Here is a 17520-nt window from a genome sequence, read left to right as displayed (position 1 = left end):
CCTCAGGCCGGCAGAATGGCGCCTTCCAGCGTGGTGAGCTGGCTAAGGAACTGTTCCGCCTTGCTGCGCGCCTGGTCGTCCTTGGCGTCCACGGCATCTTCCTTGGCTTCCTGGATGCGGCGCGCGAGATCGGCGCGGTCGACATCCTTCACCGCGACCGCCGATTCCGCCAGCAGCGTGCAGCCGGCCGGGACGATGTCGGCGAAGCCGCCGAACACGACATACCGCTCTTCGCCGCCGGACGTGGCCTTCACCGTGACGACACCCGGCTTGATCGTGGTCATGACCGGCGCGTGATGCGCCATCACGGTCATCTCGCCCTCGGCGCCCGGAATGACGACCGACTCGACCTCGGCGGAAACCAGCAGGCGCTCCGGTGAGACCAGTTCGAACTTGAAAGCTTCAGCCATGTCAATTTAGTGAGTAGGGACTGGTGAGTAGGAAGTAGGGAAGAGGGCAACTGCCCCCCTAGCCCAGCTGCTATTCACTATCGACTACCGACTACTCCCTATTGCTTTGATTACGCCGCTTCAGCCGCCAGGCGCTGTGCCTTCTCGACCGCTTCCTCGATGCCACCGACCATGTAGAAGGCGGCTTCCGGAAGATGGTCGTAGTCGCCGTTGCAGAGACCCTTGAAGCCCTTGATGGTGTCGGCGAGATCGACCAGCTTGCCCGGCGCGCCGGTGAACACTTCGGCGACGAAGAAGGGCTGCGACAGGAAGCGCTCGATCTTGCGGGCGCGCGCCACCGTCTGCTTGTCCTCTTCGGAAAGCTCGTCCATGCCCAGGATGGCGATGATGTCCTGCAGCGACTTGTAGCGCTGGAGGATCGACTGCACCTGGCGGGCAACGCCATAGTGCTCGTCGCCGACGACCAGCGGATCGAGCATGCGCGAGGTCGAGTCGAGCGGATCGACCGCCGGGTAGATGCCCTTTTCGGCGATGGCGCGGTTGAGCGTCGTCGTCGCGTCAAGGTGCGCGAACGAGGTCGCCGGCGCCGGATCGGTCAAGTCGTCGGCCGGCACGTAGATCGCCTGCACTGATGTGATCGAGCCCTTGGTGGTGGTGGTGATGCGTTCCTGCAGCGCGCCCATGTCGGTGGCGAGCGTCGGCTGATAGCCCACGGCCGACGGGATACGGCCCAGAAGCGCGGACACTTCCGAACCCGCCTGCGTGAAGCGGAAGATGTTGTCGACGAAGAACAGCACGTCCTGGCCCTGGTCGCGGAAATACTCGGCAACCGTCAGGCCGGTCAGGCCGACGCGGGCGCGCGCGCCCGGCGGCTCGTTCATCTGGCCGTACACCAGTGCGGCCTTGGAGCCTTCGCCGCCGCCCTTCTTGTTGACGCCGGACTCGATGAACTCGTGATAGAGGTCGTTGCCTTCGCGGGTGCGCTCGCCGACGCCGGCGAACACCGAATAGCCGCCATGGGCCTTGGCGATGTTGTTGATCAGTTCCTGGATCAGCACGGTCTTGCCGACGCCGGCGCCGCCGAACAGGCCGATCTTGCCGCCCTTGGCGTAAGGCGCGAGCAGGTCGAGCACCTTGATGCCGGTGATCAGGATCTGCGCTTCCGTCGACTGGTCGATATAGGCCGGAGCCGGCTGATGGATCGAACGCAGTTCGACCGCGTCGACCGGGCCGGCTTCGTCGACCGGCTCGCCGATGACGTTGATGATGCGGCCGAGCATGCCGGGGCCGACCGGAACCGCGATCGGGCCGCCGGTGTCACGCACTTCCTGGCCGCGCACCAGGCCTTCGGTGGAGTCCATGGCGATGCAGCGCACGGTGTTCTCGCCAAGATGCTGGGCAACTTCGAGCACGAGCCGGTTGCCGACATTGGTCGTCTCCAGCGCGTTCAGGATCGGCGGCAGATGCTCGCCGAACTGAACGTCGACGACGGCGCCGATGACCTGGCGGACCTTGCCGACTACGCCCGTGGCCTTGGTCGCCACTGCCGAAGTCCCGGCCGTCCCTGCCATGGCCGGTGCTGCCGCCGTGCCGGCAGGAGCCGCCTTCGCTGCTGCCGGAACCTTTGCCGCCTTGGCGGGAACCGCGGCCTTCGGGGCCGCCGTCTTGGGGGTCGCTGCTTTCGCCATCGTCTTTACCCTTTTTCGTCCTTTGTTTTTCACGCGGTCCAATCGCGGGCCGATGACCCGCGAACCGCGCCTAGAGCGCCTCGGCGCCCGAAATGATTTCAATCAGTTCCTTGGTGATCTGCGCCTGCCGCTGGCGGTTGTAGGTGATCGACAGTTTGTTGATCATCTCGCCGGCGTTGCGCGTCGCATTGTCCATGGCGCTCATCTTGGCGCCCATTTCGCCGGCCGCGTTTTCGAGCAGCGCGCGGAAGATCTGCACCGCGATGTTGCGCGGGATGAGGTCGGACAGGATTTCGCCCGGCTCCGGCTCATATTCATAGACGGCACTGGCGCCATCCGTCGCCTCGGCCTGCGCCGAAGATACGGCGGCGGCCGGAATGATCTGCTGCGCGGTCGGAACCTGGCTGATCACCGACTTGAACTGCGAGTAGAACAGGGTGCAGACGTCGAAGGCGCCCTCGTTGAAGAGATTGATGACCTTGCGGGCTATCGCGTCGGCATTGACGAAGCCGAGCGTCTTGACCTCGCGCAGATCGACACGCTCGAGAATCATCGACGCATAGTCGCGGCGCAGTATGTCGAAACCCTTCTTGCCGACGCAGATGATCTTGACCTGCTTGCCGTCGGCCAGCAGCCGGCGGATGTGGTCGCGGGCATGACGGGCGATCTGCGAATTGAAGCCGCCGCAAAGGCCGCGCTCGGCCGTGCAGACGATGAGCAGATGCACATCATCCTTGCCGGTGCCGGTCATCAGCGCCGGAGCATCGCCACCGCCGCCGACCGCCTGGGTGATGTTGGCCAGCACGGAACCCATGCGCTCCGAATAGGGGCGCGCCGCTTCCGCGGCCTCTTGCGCGCGGCGCAGCTTCGCCGCGGCGACCATCTGCATCGCCTTGGTGATCTTCTGCGTCGCCTTGACCGAGGCGATACGGTTACGAAGGTCTTTTAATGAAGGCATGCTTCAAACCTGATCCCGTCTTGTCTCATCCGGATTGGCGCTTCGCTCAGGCGAAGGTCTTGGCGAAAGCGTCGATTTCGGCCTTGAGCTTGGCGCGCAGATCGTCCGACAGCGCCTTTTCGTTGCGGATGGCGTCGAGAACGTCCTTGCCGGCCGAGCGCATGTGGCTGAGCAGGCCATGCTCGAACTTGCCGACCTGGTTGACCGGCAGCTTGTCGAGATAGCCGTTGACGCCAGCGAAGATCACCGCGACCTGTTCTTCCGTCTTCAGCGGCGAGAACTGCGGCTGCTTCAGGAGCTCGGTCAGGCGCGATCCGCGGTTGAGCAGGCGCTGCGTGGCGGCGTCGAGATCCGAGCCGAACTGCGCGAAGGCCGCCATTTCGCGGTACTGCGCGAGCTCGCCCTTGATCGAGCCGGCGACCTGCTTCATCGCCTTGATCTGCGCCGAGGAGCCGACGCGCGACACCGACAGGCCGACGTTGACGGCCGGACGGATGCCCTGGAAGAACAGGTTGGTTTCGAGGAAGATCTGGCCGTCGGTGATCGAGATCACGTTGGTCGGGATGTAGGCCGACACGTCGTTGGCCTGCGTCTCGATGACCGGCAGGGCCGTCAGCGAGCCACCGCCGAGATCGTCATTGAGCTTGGCGGCGCGCTCGAGCAGGCGCGAGTGCAGGTAGAAGACGTCGCCCGGATAGGCTTCGCGGCCCGGCGGGCGGCGCAGCAGCAGCGACATCTGGCGGTAGGCGACGGCCTGCTTCGACAGATCGTCATAGCTGATCAGCGCATGCATGCCGTTGTCGCGGAAAAATTCGCCCATGGTGCAGGCCGTGAACGGCGCCAGGAACTGCATCGGCGCCGGATCGGAAGCGGTGGCGGCGACGATGATCGAATATTCAAGCGCGCCGCGCTCTTCCAGCACCTTGACGAACTGCGCGACGGTCGAGCGCTTCTGGCCGACGGCGACGTAGACGCAGTAGAGCTTTTCCTTATCGGGGCCGTTGTCGTGCACCGACTTCTGGTTGAGCATCGTGTCGAGGATGATCGCGGTCTTGCCGGTCTGGCGGTCGCCGATGACCAGCTCGCGCTGGCCGCGACCGACCGGGATCAGCGCGTCGATGGCCTTGAGGCCGGTCGACATCGGCTCGTTCACCGACTTGCGCGGGATGATGCCGGGCGCCTTGACGTCGACACGCCTGCGCTCGGTCGCCTTGATCGGGCCCTTGCCGTCGATCGGGTTGCCAAGCGCGTCAACGACGCGGCCGAGCAGGCCGGGGCCGACAGGCGCGTCGACAATGGCGCCGGTGCGCTTGACGGTGTCGCCTTCCTTGATGTCGCGGTCAGCGCCGAAGATGACGACGCCGACATTGTCGGCTTCGAGGTTGAGCGCCATGCCGCGGATGCCGCCGGGGAATTCGACCATCTCGCCGGCCTGGACATTGTCGAGGCCGTAGACGCGGGCGATACCGTCACCGACGGACAGCACCTGTCCAACTTCGGAGACCTCGGCCTCCTTGCCGAAATTCTTGATCTGGTCTTTCAGAATTGCGGAAATTTCCGCGGCGCGGATGTCCATCAGCCGACCTCTTTCAGTGCAAGCTTGAGCGAATTGAGTTTGGTTTTGAGCGACGTATCGATCTGGCGCGAGCCCATCTTGACCACCAGCCCGCCGAGCAGCGACGGATCGACAGTGACGGAGATGGCCACGTCCTTGCCGGCAACGCTTTTCAACGCCGCCTTGAGTTCGGTTTCCTGGGCAGCGTTCAGCTCGTGAGCCGACGTCACCTCGGTGGCGGCCTCGCCACGATGCTCGGCGGCGATCTGGCGGAACGCCTTGATCATGCCCGGCACCGCGAACAGGCGGCGGTTCTTGGCGACGACGCGCAGGAAATTGCCGGTCAGCCCGGTAATCTCCGCCTTGTCGGCGATCGCCGCGATGGCCTTGGCCTGTTCTTCACTGGAAAACACCGGGCTGTTGATCAGCCGGGTGAGGTCGGCACTGCCGGCGAGCATCGCCTCGAAACTGTTGAGGTCGGCTTCGACCTTGGCGACGGAATTTGCCTGCGATGCGAGTTCGAACAGCGAACCGGCATAGCGTTCTGCGACATCTGAGATTGGCGATGACAATTGAGCCACGGACCGTCTTTCTCTTGTCTGACAGGCCGCAGATTGTTGGCGCGAGCAAAAACTCTGGCTAAATCTTTGACCTTACTGCATTTTTTCAAGCACGGAGGCGCGGCTTCCGCTATCCCCGGTCGAAAGTCGATTGCCGTCTAGCACAGGCATTTTAAGACCGCAATGCGTCGTTCCGCATGGTTTTCAGGCACTATTGTCGCATCCGGCGAAAGATCGGCACCTTTGACACCGCGATACCCCTGGATTCAGGGCACAAAGCCGAAGGCAAAGGCGAGCGGCAATGCCGCCAGGGCCAATTCCACCACAATGGAAACCCAATTGAAAGGTGTGTTGGCGCCATCCGACATCATCGACAGCAGCCGGCCAAAGGCGGTGAACAGCCAGGAGAAGCCGAGTGCCATGTAAACCAATGGCTGCGCGAGCAGGACGCAGCACAGGCCGACGCCGAGATAAAAGCCCGACATCCTGCCGCGCCCCTCGGCGATTGCCGCTGCCTTCTCCGGCCTCGCCTGCAGGCGCAGGATGCGGAAGGCAACGCCCGGCGCCAGGAAAAACAGCAAGCCCAGCAGCACTGTGACGACGGCGCTCGACCAGGCCAGCCACTCGCCCTGGCTCGTCGGCCATGGAAACGCAAAATCCATCTTGTCCCTCGAAACGCCTGCTTTGAAATTTTTGGCATTCTAGCTGAGGTAAAGCGCCGCGCCAGATGGCTCCAAGCACTTTAGGCCAAGCGCATCAACCGAGCGCGAATTGCACTGCCGCCTCGGCATGGATGCGCGTCGTGTCGAAGACAGGAATGTCGAAATCCCGCTGGCCAATCAGCATGGTGATCTCGGTGCAGCCCATGATGAGGCTGTCGACGGCCTTTTCCCGACGCAGACGCTCGACCTCGGCGATATAGGCCGCCTTCGAAACGTCGGTGACGATGCCCTGGCAGAGCTCGTCATAGATGACACGATGCACCATGTCGCGACCGGCCGCGTCGGGCACCACCGGCTGCAAGCCATATTTGTCGATGAGCCGGCGCTTGTAGAAATCCTTCTCCATGGTGAAGCGTGTCGCCAGCAATGCCGGCCGCTGCAAGCCGGCGCGCTTGATCGCGACCGCGGTGGCATCGGCGATGTGGATCAGCGGGATCGATACCGACGCCTGCACCTGGTCTGCCAGTTTGTGCATGGTGTTGGTGCACAGAAGCAGGCCCTCGGCGCCGCCCGCCTCCAGCTTGCGCGCCGCTTCGACAAGGAGCACGCCGGCGCCATCCCAATCGCCATGGTGCTGCCGCTCCGCGATCTCGGCGAAATCGAACGACCAGAGCAGCAATCTCGCCGAATGCAGCCCGCCAAGGCGCTCGCGCACGATCTCGTTGAGCTGGCGGTAATATATGGCGGTCGATTCCCAGCTCATGCCGCCGAGCAGGCCAAGGGTTTTCATGACGGGCTGTTCCTTTACCGTGCAATTCCTATATTATGACCACAAGAGACCACAAGGAGATTTACCGTGAAAACAATGCAGGTTCGGGAAGCCAAGGCAGGGTTCTCGGCGCTCGTCGAGGCCGCGGAGAGCGGCGAGCCCACCATTATCACAAAGCACGGTAAGCCAGCAGCGGCTGTCGTTTCGGTCAAGGACTTGCAAAAGCTTTATCCAGCCAAGCGTCGAAATTTCGGGGAGTTTCTTCTGACCTACCCAGGAGGGATCGAGTTGGAAAGGAATGAGTCCCCGTCGCGGGATATCGATCTTTGAGCGGCTATCTTCTCGACACGTCCATCTTATCGGCGTTCGCGCCTGGCCGGCTGCCACTTGCGAAAGACGTCGCCAATTGGATCGTATCGCAAGGTGAACAGCAAACGCTCTTCATACCGGTTATTGCTATCACCGAAATCGAGAAAGGCATACGCAAGCTCGATCGTGCCGGGGCATCAAAGCGCGCGGAGAACCTCGCTGCCTGGGTCAACGACACCATCGAAGAATTCGCGGTTCAAATTCTGGGGATCAATGCCGACATAGCGCGAAGAGCGGGCCGAATGGAGGAAGCGGTCTCTGCGAAAGGCAAGAACCCGGGCTTGGCGGACATACTGATCGCTGCTACGGCGGCAGCCAATGAGCTTACCGTGCTTACGGCAAACGTCAGGCACTTTGAAGCGCTTGATGTTGGGTGCTGGAATATACTGCAAGATCCGCCAGGCCCCGACTGATCCATTCTCACAAAAAGCTCTGCGGATCGATATCGACCTGCACCCGGACCGAGCCGCGCTGTTTCGGTCCATTGGCCAGCATCGTCCGGATGAACCCCTGCATGTCGGCGCGGCGTTCGCCCTGGATCAGCAGGCGGAAGCGATGGCGGCCGCCGAGCAGGGACAACGGCGCTTCGGCCGGCCCGAGCACGAACAGGTCCGACGCTTCAGGCGCCGCGCGGCGCAGGCCACGGGCGTGACCCTCAGCTTCCGCCCGCGTCACCGCGCTGACGATGACGCCGGCGAGCCGTCCGAAGGGTGGCAAGGCCGCCCGCTCGCGCTCGGCGATCTCGCGCTCGTAAAAGGCTTCCGCATCGCCGGACACGATCGCCCGCATCACAGGATGATCGGGCTGGAAGGTCTGCAGCAGGCCGAGGCTCTTCTTGCCGGTGCGGCCGGCACGGCCGGTTACCTGGCTGAGCAGCTGGAAGGTGCGCTCGGCGGCGCGCGGATCGCCATTGGCGAGACCGAGATCCGCATCGACGACGCCGACCAACGTCATGTTGGGGAAGTTGTGCCCCTTGGCAACCAGTTGCGTGCCGATGACGATATCGGCTTCGCCATCGGCGATCGCCTCCAGTTCCAACCGCAGCCGCCGCACGCCGCCCATCAGATCCGACGACAGGACGACGGTGCGCGCGTCGGGGAAATGCGTGACGACCTCCTCGGCGATGCGCTCGACGCCCGGCCCGCAGGCGACAAGATGATCGAGCGTGCCGCATTCAGGACATGCCTCGGGGCGGCGCTCATTATGCCCGCAATGGTGGCAGACCAGCTGGCCGCGAAAGCGATGCTCGACCAGCCAGGCCGAGCAGACCGGACAGCCGAAGCGGTGGCCGCAGACCCGGCACAGCGTCAGCGGCGCATAGCCGCGCCGGTTGAGGAACAGCAGCGACTGTTCCTTCTTCTCCAGCGTCCGGCGCATATGGTCGATCAGCACCGGCGACAGGAAGCCGCCACGCGCCGGCGGCGCGCGCCGCATGTCGACCGATTTGAGATCGGGAAGTGCCGCCTCGGCGAAGCGGGCGGAAAGGACGGCCCTGGCGTACCGGCCTTGGCTGGCATTGACCCGGCTTTCGACCGACGGCGTCGCCGATGCCAGCACCACGGGAAAGCCGCCAATATGGCCGCGCACGACGGCCATGTCGCGCGCATTGTAGAAGACGCGGTCTTCCTGCTTGTAGGCGGGGTCGTGCTCCTCGTCGACGACGATCAGGCCAAGCTCCTTGAACGGCAGGAACAGCGCCGAGCGCGCGCCGGCAACGACGCGCACGCGGCCTTCCGCCACCTGCCGCCAGACTTTTTCGCGCATCCTGGGGGGCAGGTCCGAATGCCATTCGGCCGGCTTGGCGCCGAAGCGGCGCTGGAAGCGCTCCAGAAACGCGTGGGTCAGCGCGATTTCCGGCAGCAGGATCAGCACCTGTTTGCCCTGGTCGAGGGCCGCCGCCACCGCCTCGAAATAAACCTCCGTCTTGCCCGAACCGGTGACGCCGTCGAGCAGCGCCACATTGAAAGCACCGGCCGCGACATTGGTGCGCAGCATCGAGGCGGCATCATTCTGGTCCGGCATCAGCTCCGGCACGGCATAGTTCGGATCAGGCGCGGCCACGACCGGGCGCGGCGGGATCATCACCGTCTCGAACACGCCTTGCGCCTTGAGCCCCTCGATCACCGTCGAGGACACGCCGGCGGCATGGGCGAGGCCGGAACGCGTCCAGGCAAGGCCGCCCTCCGCCGTCTCCAGCACGCGCGACCGCGCATCCGTCATCCGGTCGGGAACGGCCGTGGTTCGCTGCAGCCCCTCGATCCAGGGTTCGGGATCGAAAGCCTCCGGCGCCCTGAGCAGCATGCGCGCCACCATGCCGGGCGCCGACAGCGTGTATTGCGCCACCCAGTCGACGAAACGGCGCATGGCACGGTCGATCGGCGGGCAGTCGAAGACCTGTTCGATCGGGCGCAGCTTTTTCGCATCGACCTTCTCGACCGCACCGTCCCAGACGATGCCGGCGACCTGGCGCGGCCCAAGCGGCACGCGCACGATCGAGCCCGGCACGACACGCATGCCGGCCGGTACGGCATAGGTGTAGGGGCGTTCGGCCGGCATCGGCACCAGCACCGGTGCGGCCGCGACAAAGGGCGAATCTTCACTCATGAGGCGTGACCTTGCCCCGACTTTGGTCTAGATCAAAGAGCAACGCTGAACGTGCCTTCCCAAGCACGACGAAATCGTCAGGAGACCCGCCATGAAATTTTTTGCCGACACAGCCGACATCAAGGAAATCCGTGAGCTGAACGATCTGGGGCTGCTTGATGGCGTCACCACCAACCCCTCGCTGATCCTGAAATCGGGTGGCAAGATCGTCGAAGTCACCAAGCAGATCTGCGACATCGTCGAAGGTCCGGTTTCAGCCGAGGTCGTGGCGACCGTGTACAAGGACATGATGGCCGAGGCCGAGGTCCTGGCCAAGATCGCACCCAATATCGCCATCAAGGTGCCGTTGACGCTCGACGGCCTTAAGGCCTGCAAGACGATCCGCACCGAGATGAACCGCATGGTCAACGTCACGCTGTGCTTCTCGGCCAATCAGGCACTGCTCGCCGCCAAGGCCGGCGCCTCGTTCATCTCGCCCTTCGTCGGCCGCATCGATGACACCGGCTCGGACGGCATGGAACTGATCCAGGAGATCCGGCAGATCTACGACAATTACGATTTCCAGACCGAGATCCTGACCGCATCGGTGCGCACGGTGAACCACGTCAAGCAGGCCGCGCTCATCGGCGCCGACGTCATCACCGCTCCGCCGGCGACGCTGAAGGCGCTGGTCAACCATCCGCTGACCGACAAGGGCCTCGCCGCCTTCCTCGCCGACTGGGCCAAGACCGGCCAGAAGATCGGCTGAGCAATTCCAGAAAGTGTGAAACGGTTTTCCCGGGAAAAGCGCATAGCGCTTTCCCTTGGAAATTGCGTCAAAACAAAGAGTGAGAGCGGCTACCCGTTTCCGGGAAACGGTGAACTGCTCCAAAGCCATTCGATTTCATGAAAAAGGCCGGGCAACCGGCCTTTTTCATGAACCGCGGATCAAGGCGAGCCTGCCGATCACTCCGCGCCGTCATCGTCAGGCGCGGCCACCGGCGGACGCCGCCCCATGATGATCTCGCGCTTGCCGACATGATTGGGCGCGCCGACCAATCCTTCCTTCTCCATGCGCTCGACCAAGGAAGCGGCGCGGTTGTAACCGATGCCAAGCCGACGCTGGATGTAGGACGTCGAGCACTTCTTGTCGCGCAACACCACCTTGACCGCCTCGTCATAGCTGGAATCGCCGTCCTCGGCGGCAACGGATCCCTTGTCGACGACCGCTCCCTGGTCGACTTCGTCTTCCTCTTCATCCTCGTCGGCTGTCACGGTTTCCAGATATTCGGGGCGGCCCTGCGCCTTCAGATGCGTCACGACATGTTCGACTTCCGCGTCGGAAACAAAGGGGCCATGCACGCGCGAAATACGCCCACCGCCCATCATGTGCAGCATGTCGCCCTGGCCGAGCAGCTGCTCGGCGCCCTGCTCGCCCAGGATCGTGCGGCTGTCGATCTTGGATGTCACCTGGAAGGAAATGCGGGTCGGGAAGTTGGCCTTGATGGTGCCGGTGATGACATCGACGGACGGGCGCTGCGTCGCCATGATCAGGTGAATACCGGCCGCACGCGCCATCTGCGCCAGGCGCTGGATGGCGCCTTCGATCTCCTTGCCGGCGACCATCATGAGGTCGGCCATCTCGTCGACGATGACGACGATATAGGGCATCGGTGCGAGGTCGATTTCCTGCTGCTCGAAAAGCGGCTCTCCGGTGCCCTTCTCGAAACCCGTCTGGATCGTCATGACGACCGTCTCGCCCTTGTCGCGGGCAGCGGCGGCGCGCTCATTGTAGCCATCGATGTTGCGCACGCCGAGCCGCGCCATCTTGCGATAGCGGTCCTCCATCTCGCGCACCGCCCATTTGAGCGCGGTGACGGCCTTCTTGGGATCGGTGACGACGGGCGTCAGAAGATGCGGGATGCCGTCATAGACGGAGAGCTCCAGCATCTTGGGATCGACCATGATCAACCGGCATTCTTCCGGCTTCAGCCGGTAGAGCAGTGACAGGATCATGGTGTTGATGGCGACCGATTTGCCCGAGCCGGTGGTGCCGGCGACCAGCAAATGCGGCATCTTTGCCAGCTCGGCGATGACCGGCTCGCCGCCGATGGTCTTGCCCAGGCATAGCGCCAGCTTGCAGCTGGTCTTGCGGAAGCCCTGCGATCCTATCAGCTCGCGGAAATAGACGGTTTCGCGCGTCTCGTTCGGAAGCTCGATGCCGATGACGTTGCGGCCGGGCACGACGGCGACGCGCGCCGAAACAGCCGACATGGAACGGGCGATATCATCGGCGAGACCGATGACGCGGGAGGATTTGACGCCCGGCGCTGGCTCGAACTCGTAGAGGGTGACGACCGGACCGGGGCGGACATGGATGATCTCGCCGCGCACGCCGAAATCCTCGAGCACGCTTTCCAGAAGATCGGCATTCTGCTCGAGCCGCTCCTGCGACATGTAGAAGCCCTGCCCTTCCGGTGGCTGCTGCAGCAGCTCTTCCGAGGGAAGTTCGTATGCTTCGCCAGTGGTGGCCGGCACAATCTTGCCGACCATGGGCAGCGGCGAAGAGCCGCGCATGGCTGGAGCCGAGACGGCCTCCTCCGCCCCTTGCCCGACCTGCGCCGGAACGGCCCTGCTGGCAGCGACCGGAATTGCACCCGCCGCTTGAACCTCCTGCGGGGCGCTGTTCGCCACCGGCTGAACCGCGGCTTCGTTCGAATTGGCCGGACGGACATCCGGCAAGGCGGGTGGAGCTTGCAGGCCCGGCAGGCATTCGATGACGCGGAATAAGGCGGTGGGATCGGCCGTCGGCGCGCGGCGAATGCCCACCCGGCCGGCGACAGCCGGCGCTAGCGGGCGCGAAGCCGGGACGGCCTGCGGCGCCGGCACCGGGCCTTCGATCATGTAAGGCGCCATGAGCTCGAAGAAGACGTGATCCGACAGATAGGGCCAGCGGACAGTCGCGCGCCCTGTTGTCTTGACCGATGCCGCCGTCGTTCCCGGAGCAGAAGCTGCTGGTGCGGATGCACGTGCCATTGCGGCCGTCCTCGGACCCGTCGGTGCGACAACCCGCGCCCTATCGCCGGCACGCCCTGGTGAAACGGATGCCACGGGCGGGGCAGGCTGCCTTTCATGGATCAAGGCTCTGTTGCCGGCGGGCGCCCGGGCAGCGTCTGGAGCGGGGCTCCGGTTTTTCATCGGCGATGACAAGGATGAGGCTGCCTGGAGCGCCGAGGCGGATCGCGCCATGGTTGGCGGCGCCGGTTGCCCCAGCCGTTCGTTTTGCACGGTGGCAGCCTGGTCGAGCCGCGGATGGCGTGGACTGGCCTCATAGTCCGGCGTGCGCGTAAAGCGCACATTGGGGGCCAGGAAGAAATACTCCTGCCATGCCGGGCTTTCGTTGCCGCCGAGATCAACAGGCGGCGGCGGAGAACCGACCCTGGCCGCGCCGGAACGCTGGCCGTTCCCCTTGTCGCTCATGCCGTTGAAACGCTCACCCTCGGGATCATCGGGCGAAGCGGACTTCGATAAATTGACCCGAGGAAAACGCTTGGATTCCATGCTCAAGACTCACTCTGAAACGTCTGCTGAGCAATAGGGAGCGAGTGGTTAACAGTTGCTTCCCGTCAGCGCCGTTGGAGCGTCCGAAACGTATCTTTCGCGACGATGTCGAACGATCCGGATTCGAGCGAATGATCGCCATCCACGATCACCCACTCGCACATACGCGCCGGCAAAAAAAGGTGAACGGAAGGGTTCGGCTCTTGGCCGTCGCGAGCGGTCCGAGCACCAGGATTGAGACGGTATTTTTCCGAAAACGAAGACTGGCGCCAGAGCAATTCCAGGAAAAGTGCGTAACGGCTTTCCGTCCGGAATTGCGTAAAGACAGAGAGCTCTAGCCAGCTGCCTTGCCGTGCCTGGCCAGATCCTGGGCGATCGACAATTGCAGGGCTTCGGCCAGTTCGCGCGCGGCGCGATTCTCGGCATCGATCTGCGCCCGGTAGGAGGCAAATTCCTGGCGCGGCTTGTCGAAGGACGAGGTAATCGCCCGCTTGCCGACAGCGATCACGGCGCCGGTTCTCGCATCGGTCAGCGTATAGCCGGCGGTGAGCGTCACCGAACCGGCGGTCGGCTCGTCCTCATCGGTTCCGACCTGCACGAGAGCCGAGGATTCGACGGCTTCGGTCACGCCGAGATCGAGCGAATAAAGCGGCGAGGCCGGTTCGCCGGCGCCGCGCCCGAATCCGAAGATCAGATTGTTGCGCACCTGCTGGGCATAACGCGTCCTGACCGGCTTGATGGCGATCGACGCCATTTCAGCATTGGCGGTCGAGCCAGTCGACAGCGGCGCGCTGGAATAGAGCGGCCGCACAGTGCAGGCCGAAACCAGCGCGAGCGAACCGACAAGACCGGCCAGCGCGACGCGGCGCAGCAAGCGGCTCAGCTCTGTCTTCTCCCGATCAGGCAACGACATTGACGATCCTCTGCGGCACGATGATCACCTTGCGCGGAGCCTTACCCTCAAGTGCTTTCTGCACGAAGTCGAGAGCCAATACCGCTTTTTCGACCGCACCTTGGTCCGCGTCGCGGGCAATTGTCAAATCCCCCCGCTTCTTGCCGTTGACCTGCACCGGATAGGTCACTTCATTGTCGACGACCAGCGCCGGATCGAAGACCGGCCACGGCCGTTCGGCAACCAGTTCGGTGCCGCCGAGCGTCTCCCAGCACTCCTCGGCCAGATGCGGCATGACGGGCGCGATCAGATGCACCAGGATCTCCACGGCCTCGCGGCAGGCGCTCTTGAGCGACGGATCGGCCTTGCCGTCCGCCGCGTCGTTGAGCGGCGCGGTCAGCGCATTGGCCAGCTCATAGATGCGGGCGATGGCACGATTGAAGGCGAGCTTCTCGATGTCCTCGCCGACCGCCTTCAGGATCTTGTGCGTGGCCTTGGAGACCGCTCCCGCCTCGCCGGCGGCAGCCGCGGTAGGCTTGACCCCTGCCAGCGTCTCGGCCGCCGTCGACACCAGGCGCCAGATGCGCTGCATGAAGCGATGCGCGCCGGCCGCGCCGTCGTCGGTCCACTCGACATCGCGCTCGGGCGGCGAATCGGACAGCATGAACCAGCGCGCCGTGTCGGCGCCGTAGCCGTCGGTGATGTCTTCCGGGCTCACCGTGTTCTTCTTCGACTTCGACATTTTTTCGAGCGGGCCGATGGTCACCGCCTCGCCGGTGGCGATGTCGACGGCGCGGCGTTTGCCGTCGACATCCTCCAGCCACACCTCGGTCGGCGCCAGCCAGCGGCCATTCGATGCCGTGCCGACACGATAGGTTTCGTGCACCACCATGCCTTGCGTGAACAGGCCCTTGAACGGCTCGGCCAGGTCGACATGGCCGGTCTCGCGCATGGCACGCGTGAAGAAGCGCGAATAGAGCAGATGCAGGATCGCGTGCTCGATGCCGCCAATATATTGATCGACCGGCAGCCATTCATTGGCCGCCCTGGGGTCGGTCGGCTCATGCGCCCAGGGCGCGGTGAAACGGGCGAAATACCAGGATGAATCGACGAAGGTGTCCATCGTGTCGGTCTCGCGGCGTGCATCCCCACCGCATTGCGGGCACTTCACATGCCGCCATGTCGGATGCCGGTCGAGCGGATTGCCCGGCCGGTCGAAATCGACATCGTCGGGCAGCTTGACCGGCAGGTCGGCCTTCGGCACCGGCACCACGCCGCAATGCTCGCAATGGATCATCGGGATCGGGCAGCCCCAGTAGCGCTGGCGCGAAATGCCCCAGTCGCGCAGGCGGAAATTCACCTTGCGCTCGGCCATCGGCCGGTTGCCGATCGTCTTATGCTCCAAGAGCTTCGCCACCTCATCGAAGGCCTGGCTCGGCTTCATCCCATCGAGGAAGCGTGAATTGATCATCGCGCCGTCATCGACATAGGCAACATCGATAACCTGGAACGCGGACGGGTTCTCGCCGTCAGGCATTACCACCGGCACCACCGGCAGCCCGTATTTGTTGGCGAAGTCGAGATCGCGCTGATCATGCGCGGGGCAGCCGAAAATGGCGCCGGTGCCATATTCCATCAGCACGAAATTGGCGACATAGACGGGCAGCGTCCAACTGTCGTCGAACGGATGAACGACGCGGATGCCGGTGTCGAAGCCCTTCTTCTCGGCCGTCTCCAGCGCCGCCACCGAAGTGCCCATATGGCGCACTTCCTCGATGAACTTGGCCAGCGCCGGATTGGTCTCGGCGGCCTTCCTGGCCAGCGGATGATCGGCGGCGATCGCCATGAAGGAGGCGCCGAAGATGGTGTCGGGCCTTGTCGTGTAGACTTCCAGCTCATGCTCGCCCGCAGCGTCCGAGGCCAGCGGCCAGCGGATCAGCAGGCCTTCCGAACGGCCGATCCAGTTCTGCTGCATCAGCTTCACTTTTTCGGGCCATTCGTCGAGGCCGTCGAGCGAATCCAGCAGATCCTGTGCGTAGTCGGTGATCTTGAAGAACCACTGCGTCAGCTCGCGCTGCTCGACCAGCGCGCCCGAACGCCAGCCGCGCCCGTCGATGACCTGCTCGTTGGCGAGCACGGTCATGTCCTCCGGGTCCCAGTTGACCTTGGAGGATTTGCGCGTCACCAGCCCCTTCTCGACGAAGTCGAGGAACAGCATCTGCTGGCGGTGGTAATAGTCGACATCGCAGGTGGCGAACTCGCGCGCCCAGTCCAGCGACAGGCCCATGACCTTGAGCTGCTCGCGCATGGTGGCGATGTTCTGGTAGGTCCATTCCTTTGGGTGGACCTTGTTCTGCATCGCCGCGTTCTCGGCCGGCATCCCGAAGGCGTCCCAGCCCATCGGATGCAGCACGTTGAAACCCTTGGCCCGCTTGTAGCGCGCCACCACGTCGCCCATCGTATAGTTGCGGGTATGACCGATATGGATACGCCCTGACGGATAGGGGAACATCTCCAGCACATAATATTTCGGGCGCGGATCGTCATTGTGCGCTTCGAACAGCTTCTTTTCGGCCCAGGCCTTCTGCCATTTGGGTTCTGACGCGCGCGGATTGTATCGTTCGGTTGCCATGGGACGTTTTTCACTTAAAAGCATGCGGACCGCCGAAGCCCGGCGGTTCATGGAATGTGGTCCGGGTGTTCACCATGGTTTGGCAAACCCGTCAACCATATGGGCATCGCGGCTGACAAAAACGCGGATCAAAACAGCGGGATTTGCATATGGGCGACACCGTTCAGCAGTTTTTCGCGGTCAAGGCGAAGATCGCCGCAGCCGAGCAGGAGGCCGGCCGCCAAGCCGGCGCGGTGACGCTGGTGGCCGTTTCCAAGACCTTCGACGCCGCCGATATAAGCCCCGTTATCGAGGCCGGCCAGCGCGTCTTCGGTGAGAACCGCGTGCAGGAGGCGCAAGGCAAATGGCCTGATCTGAAGCAGGCTTTCCCGGATATCGAGCTGCACCTGATCGGCCCGCTGCAGTCGAATAAGGCCAAGGAAGCCGTGGCCCTGTTCGACGTCATCGAGACGGTCGACCGCGAAAAGATCGCCGCCGAACTTGCCAAGGAGATCGCCAGGCAAGGCCGCGCGCCAAGGCTCTATGTCCAGGTCAACACCGGCTCCGAGCCGCAGAAGGCCGGTATCGAACCGCGCGAGGCGGTTGCCTTTGTGACCCGCTGCCGCGATGTGCACGGCCTCGCCATCGAAGGCCTGATGTGCATCCCGCCGGCCGACGAGAACCCGGGCCCGCATTTTGCCTTGCTGGAAAAGCTCGGTAAGGAAGCCGGCGTTACCAAACTGTCGATGGGCATGTCAGGCGACTACGAGACGGCGATCGCCTTCGGCGCCACCAGCGTCCGCGTGGGTTCGGCGATCTTCGGCAGTAGATAGCAGTTAGGCCAGACCAGCAGGTTCGTTGCACCAGCGCTGGAAACGAAACGTACCGTTCCTATTTGAGCC

The 17520-nt window shown here is 63.7% G+C and carries 15 protein-coding genes; 4 read left to right on the top strand and 11 right to left on the bottom strand.

From position 1 onward, the window contains the following. Positions 1 to 2: 2 nt before the first annotated feature. The 7 genes from FJ934_RS21615 to FJ934_RS21585 form a co-directional block, all read right to left on the bottom strand. Positions 3 to 410: a F0F1 ATP synthase subunit epsilon gene (locus FJ934_RS21615; RefSeq protein WP_140612239.1), complete on the bottom strand. Its 408-nt coding sequence runs from the start codon at positions 408 to 410 to the stop codon at positions 3 to 5. A gap of 110 nt (positions 411 to 520) precedes the next feature. After that, positions 521 to 2098, bottom strand: a complete 1578-nt coding sequence (atpD, locus tag FJ934_RS21610) for a F0F1 ATP synthase subunit beta (RefSeq protein WP_181165711.1) — start codon at positions 2096 to 2098, stop codon at positions 521 to 523. A gap of 70 nt (positions 2099 to 2168) precedes the next feature. Further along, entirely contained in the window at positions 2169 to 3056 is an 888-nt protein-coding gene (locus tag FJ934_RS21605; protein WP_140612237.1) for a F0F1 ATP synthase subunit gamma, read from the bottom strand. Between the two features lie 46 nt (positions 3057 to 3102). After that, positions 3103 to 4632, bottom strand: coding sequence for a F0F1 ATP synthase subunit alpha (gene atpA, locus FJ934_RS21600; RefSeq protein WP_140612235.1), 1530 nt, complete (start codon positions 4630 to 4632; stop codon positions 3103 to 3105). Then, on the bottom strand, positions 4632 to 5192 hold the full coding sequence (locus tag FJ934_RS21595) for a F0F1 ATP synthase subunit delta (protein WP_140612233.1): 561 nt from the start codon (positions 5190 to 5192) through the stop codon (positions 4632 to 4634). Before FJ934_RS21595 ends, atpA begins: the two co-directional genes overlap by 1 nt. 245 nt (positions 5193 to 5437) lie before the next feature. Continuing rightward, on the bottom strand, positions 5438 to 5833 hold the full coding sequence (locus FJ934_RS21590; protein WP_140612232.1) for a DUF4345 family protein: 396 nt from the start codon (positions 5831 to 5833) through the stop codon (positions 5438 to 5440). Between the two features lie 94 nt (positions 5834 to 5927). Further along, entirely contained in the window at positions 5928 to 6623 is a 696-nt protein-coding gene (locus FJ934_RS21585; protein WP_140612230.1) for an aspartate/glutamate racemase family protein, read from the bottom strand. Positions 6624 to 6689: 66 nt separating this feature from the next. On the opposite strand from FJ934_RS21585, the gene FJ934_RS21580 reads away from it, so the two are divergent. Both FJ934_RS21580 and FJ934_RS21575 read left to right on the top strand, forming a co-directional pair. Next, entirely contained in the window at positions 6690 to 6932 is a 243-nt protein-coding gene (locus FJ934_RS21580; RefSeq protein ID WP_140612228.1) for a type II toxin-antitoxin system Phd/YefM family antitoxin, read from the top strand. After that, positions 6929 to 7384 (top strand): type II toxin-antitoxin system VapC family toxin, encoded by a 456-nt coding sequence (locus FJ934_RS21575; RefSeq protein ID WP_140612226.1) that lies wholly within the window; start codon positions 6929 to 6931, stop codon positions 7382 to 7384. The genes FJ934_RS21580 and FJ934_RS21575 overlap by 4 nt, the downstream gene beginning before the upstream one ends. A gap of 7 nt (positions 7385 to 7391) precedes the next feature. Here the strand turns inward: FJ934_RS21575 and FJ934_RS21570 are convergent, their stop codons facing one another. Beyond that, positions 7392 to 9575, bottom strand: a complete 2184-nt coding sequence (locus FJ934_RS21570) for a primosomal protein N' (protein ID WP_140612224.1) — start codon at positions 9573 to 9575, stop codon at positions 7392 to 7394. A 91-nt stretch (positions 9576 to 9666) separates the two neighbouring features. Between FJ934_RS21570 and fsa the strand changes: the two genes are divergently transcribed. Further along, complete coding sequence (gene fsa / locus FJ934_RS21565) at positions 9667 to 10323, top strand: fructose-6-phosphate aldolase (RefSeq protein ID WP_140612222.1); 657 nt, start codon at positions 9667 to 9669, stop codon at positions 10321 to 10323. Positions 10324 to 10520: 197 nt separating this feature from the next. Here fsa and FJ934_RS21560 read toward each other — a convergent pair whose 3' ends face one another. The 3 genes from FJ934_RS21560 to leuS form a co-directional block, all read right to left on the bottom strand. Next, complete coding sequence (locus tag FJ934_RS21560) at positions 10521 to 13115, bottom strand: DNA translocase FtsK (protein WP_140612220.1); 2595 nt, start codon at positions 13113 to 13115, stop codon at positions 10521 to 10523. A gap of 334 nt (positions 13116 to 13449) precedes the next feature. Continuing rightward, complete coding sequence (lptE, locus tag FJ934_RS21555; protein WP_140612218.1) at positions 13450 to 14028, bottom strand: LPS assembly lipoprotein LptE; 579 nt, start codon at positions 14026 to 14028, stop codon at positions 13450 to 13452. Beyond that, a complete protein-coding gene (gene leuS, locus FJ934_RS21550; protein ID WP_140612216.1) occupies positions 14015 to 16639 on the bottom strand; it encodes a leucine--tRNA ligase in 2625 nt (874 codons plus the stop codon). The genes lptE and leuS overlap by 14 nt, the downstream gene beginning before the upstream one ends. Before the next feature lie 149 nt (positions 16640 to 16788). Between leuS and FJ934_RS21545 the strand changes: the two genes are divergently transcribed. After that, positions 16789 to 17451, top strand: a complete 663-nt coding sequence (locus tag FJ934_RS21545; protein ID WP_140612214.1) for a YggS family pyridoxal phosphate-dependent enzyme — start codon at positions 16789 to 16791, stop codon at positions 17449 to 17451. The last annotated feature ends 69 nt before the right edge of the window (positions 17452 to 17520 follow it).

The sequence above is a fragment of the Mesorhizobium sp. B2-4-12 genome (genome assembly GCF_006441575.1).
In the GTDB taxonomy this organism is placed as follows: Bacteria; Pseudomonadota; Alphaproteobacteria; order Rhizobiales; family Rhizobiaceae; genus Mesorhizobium.
Note: the sequence above shows the minus strand (reverse complement) of the source record. Positions and strands in the feature narration are given on the sequence as shown.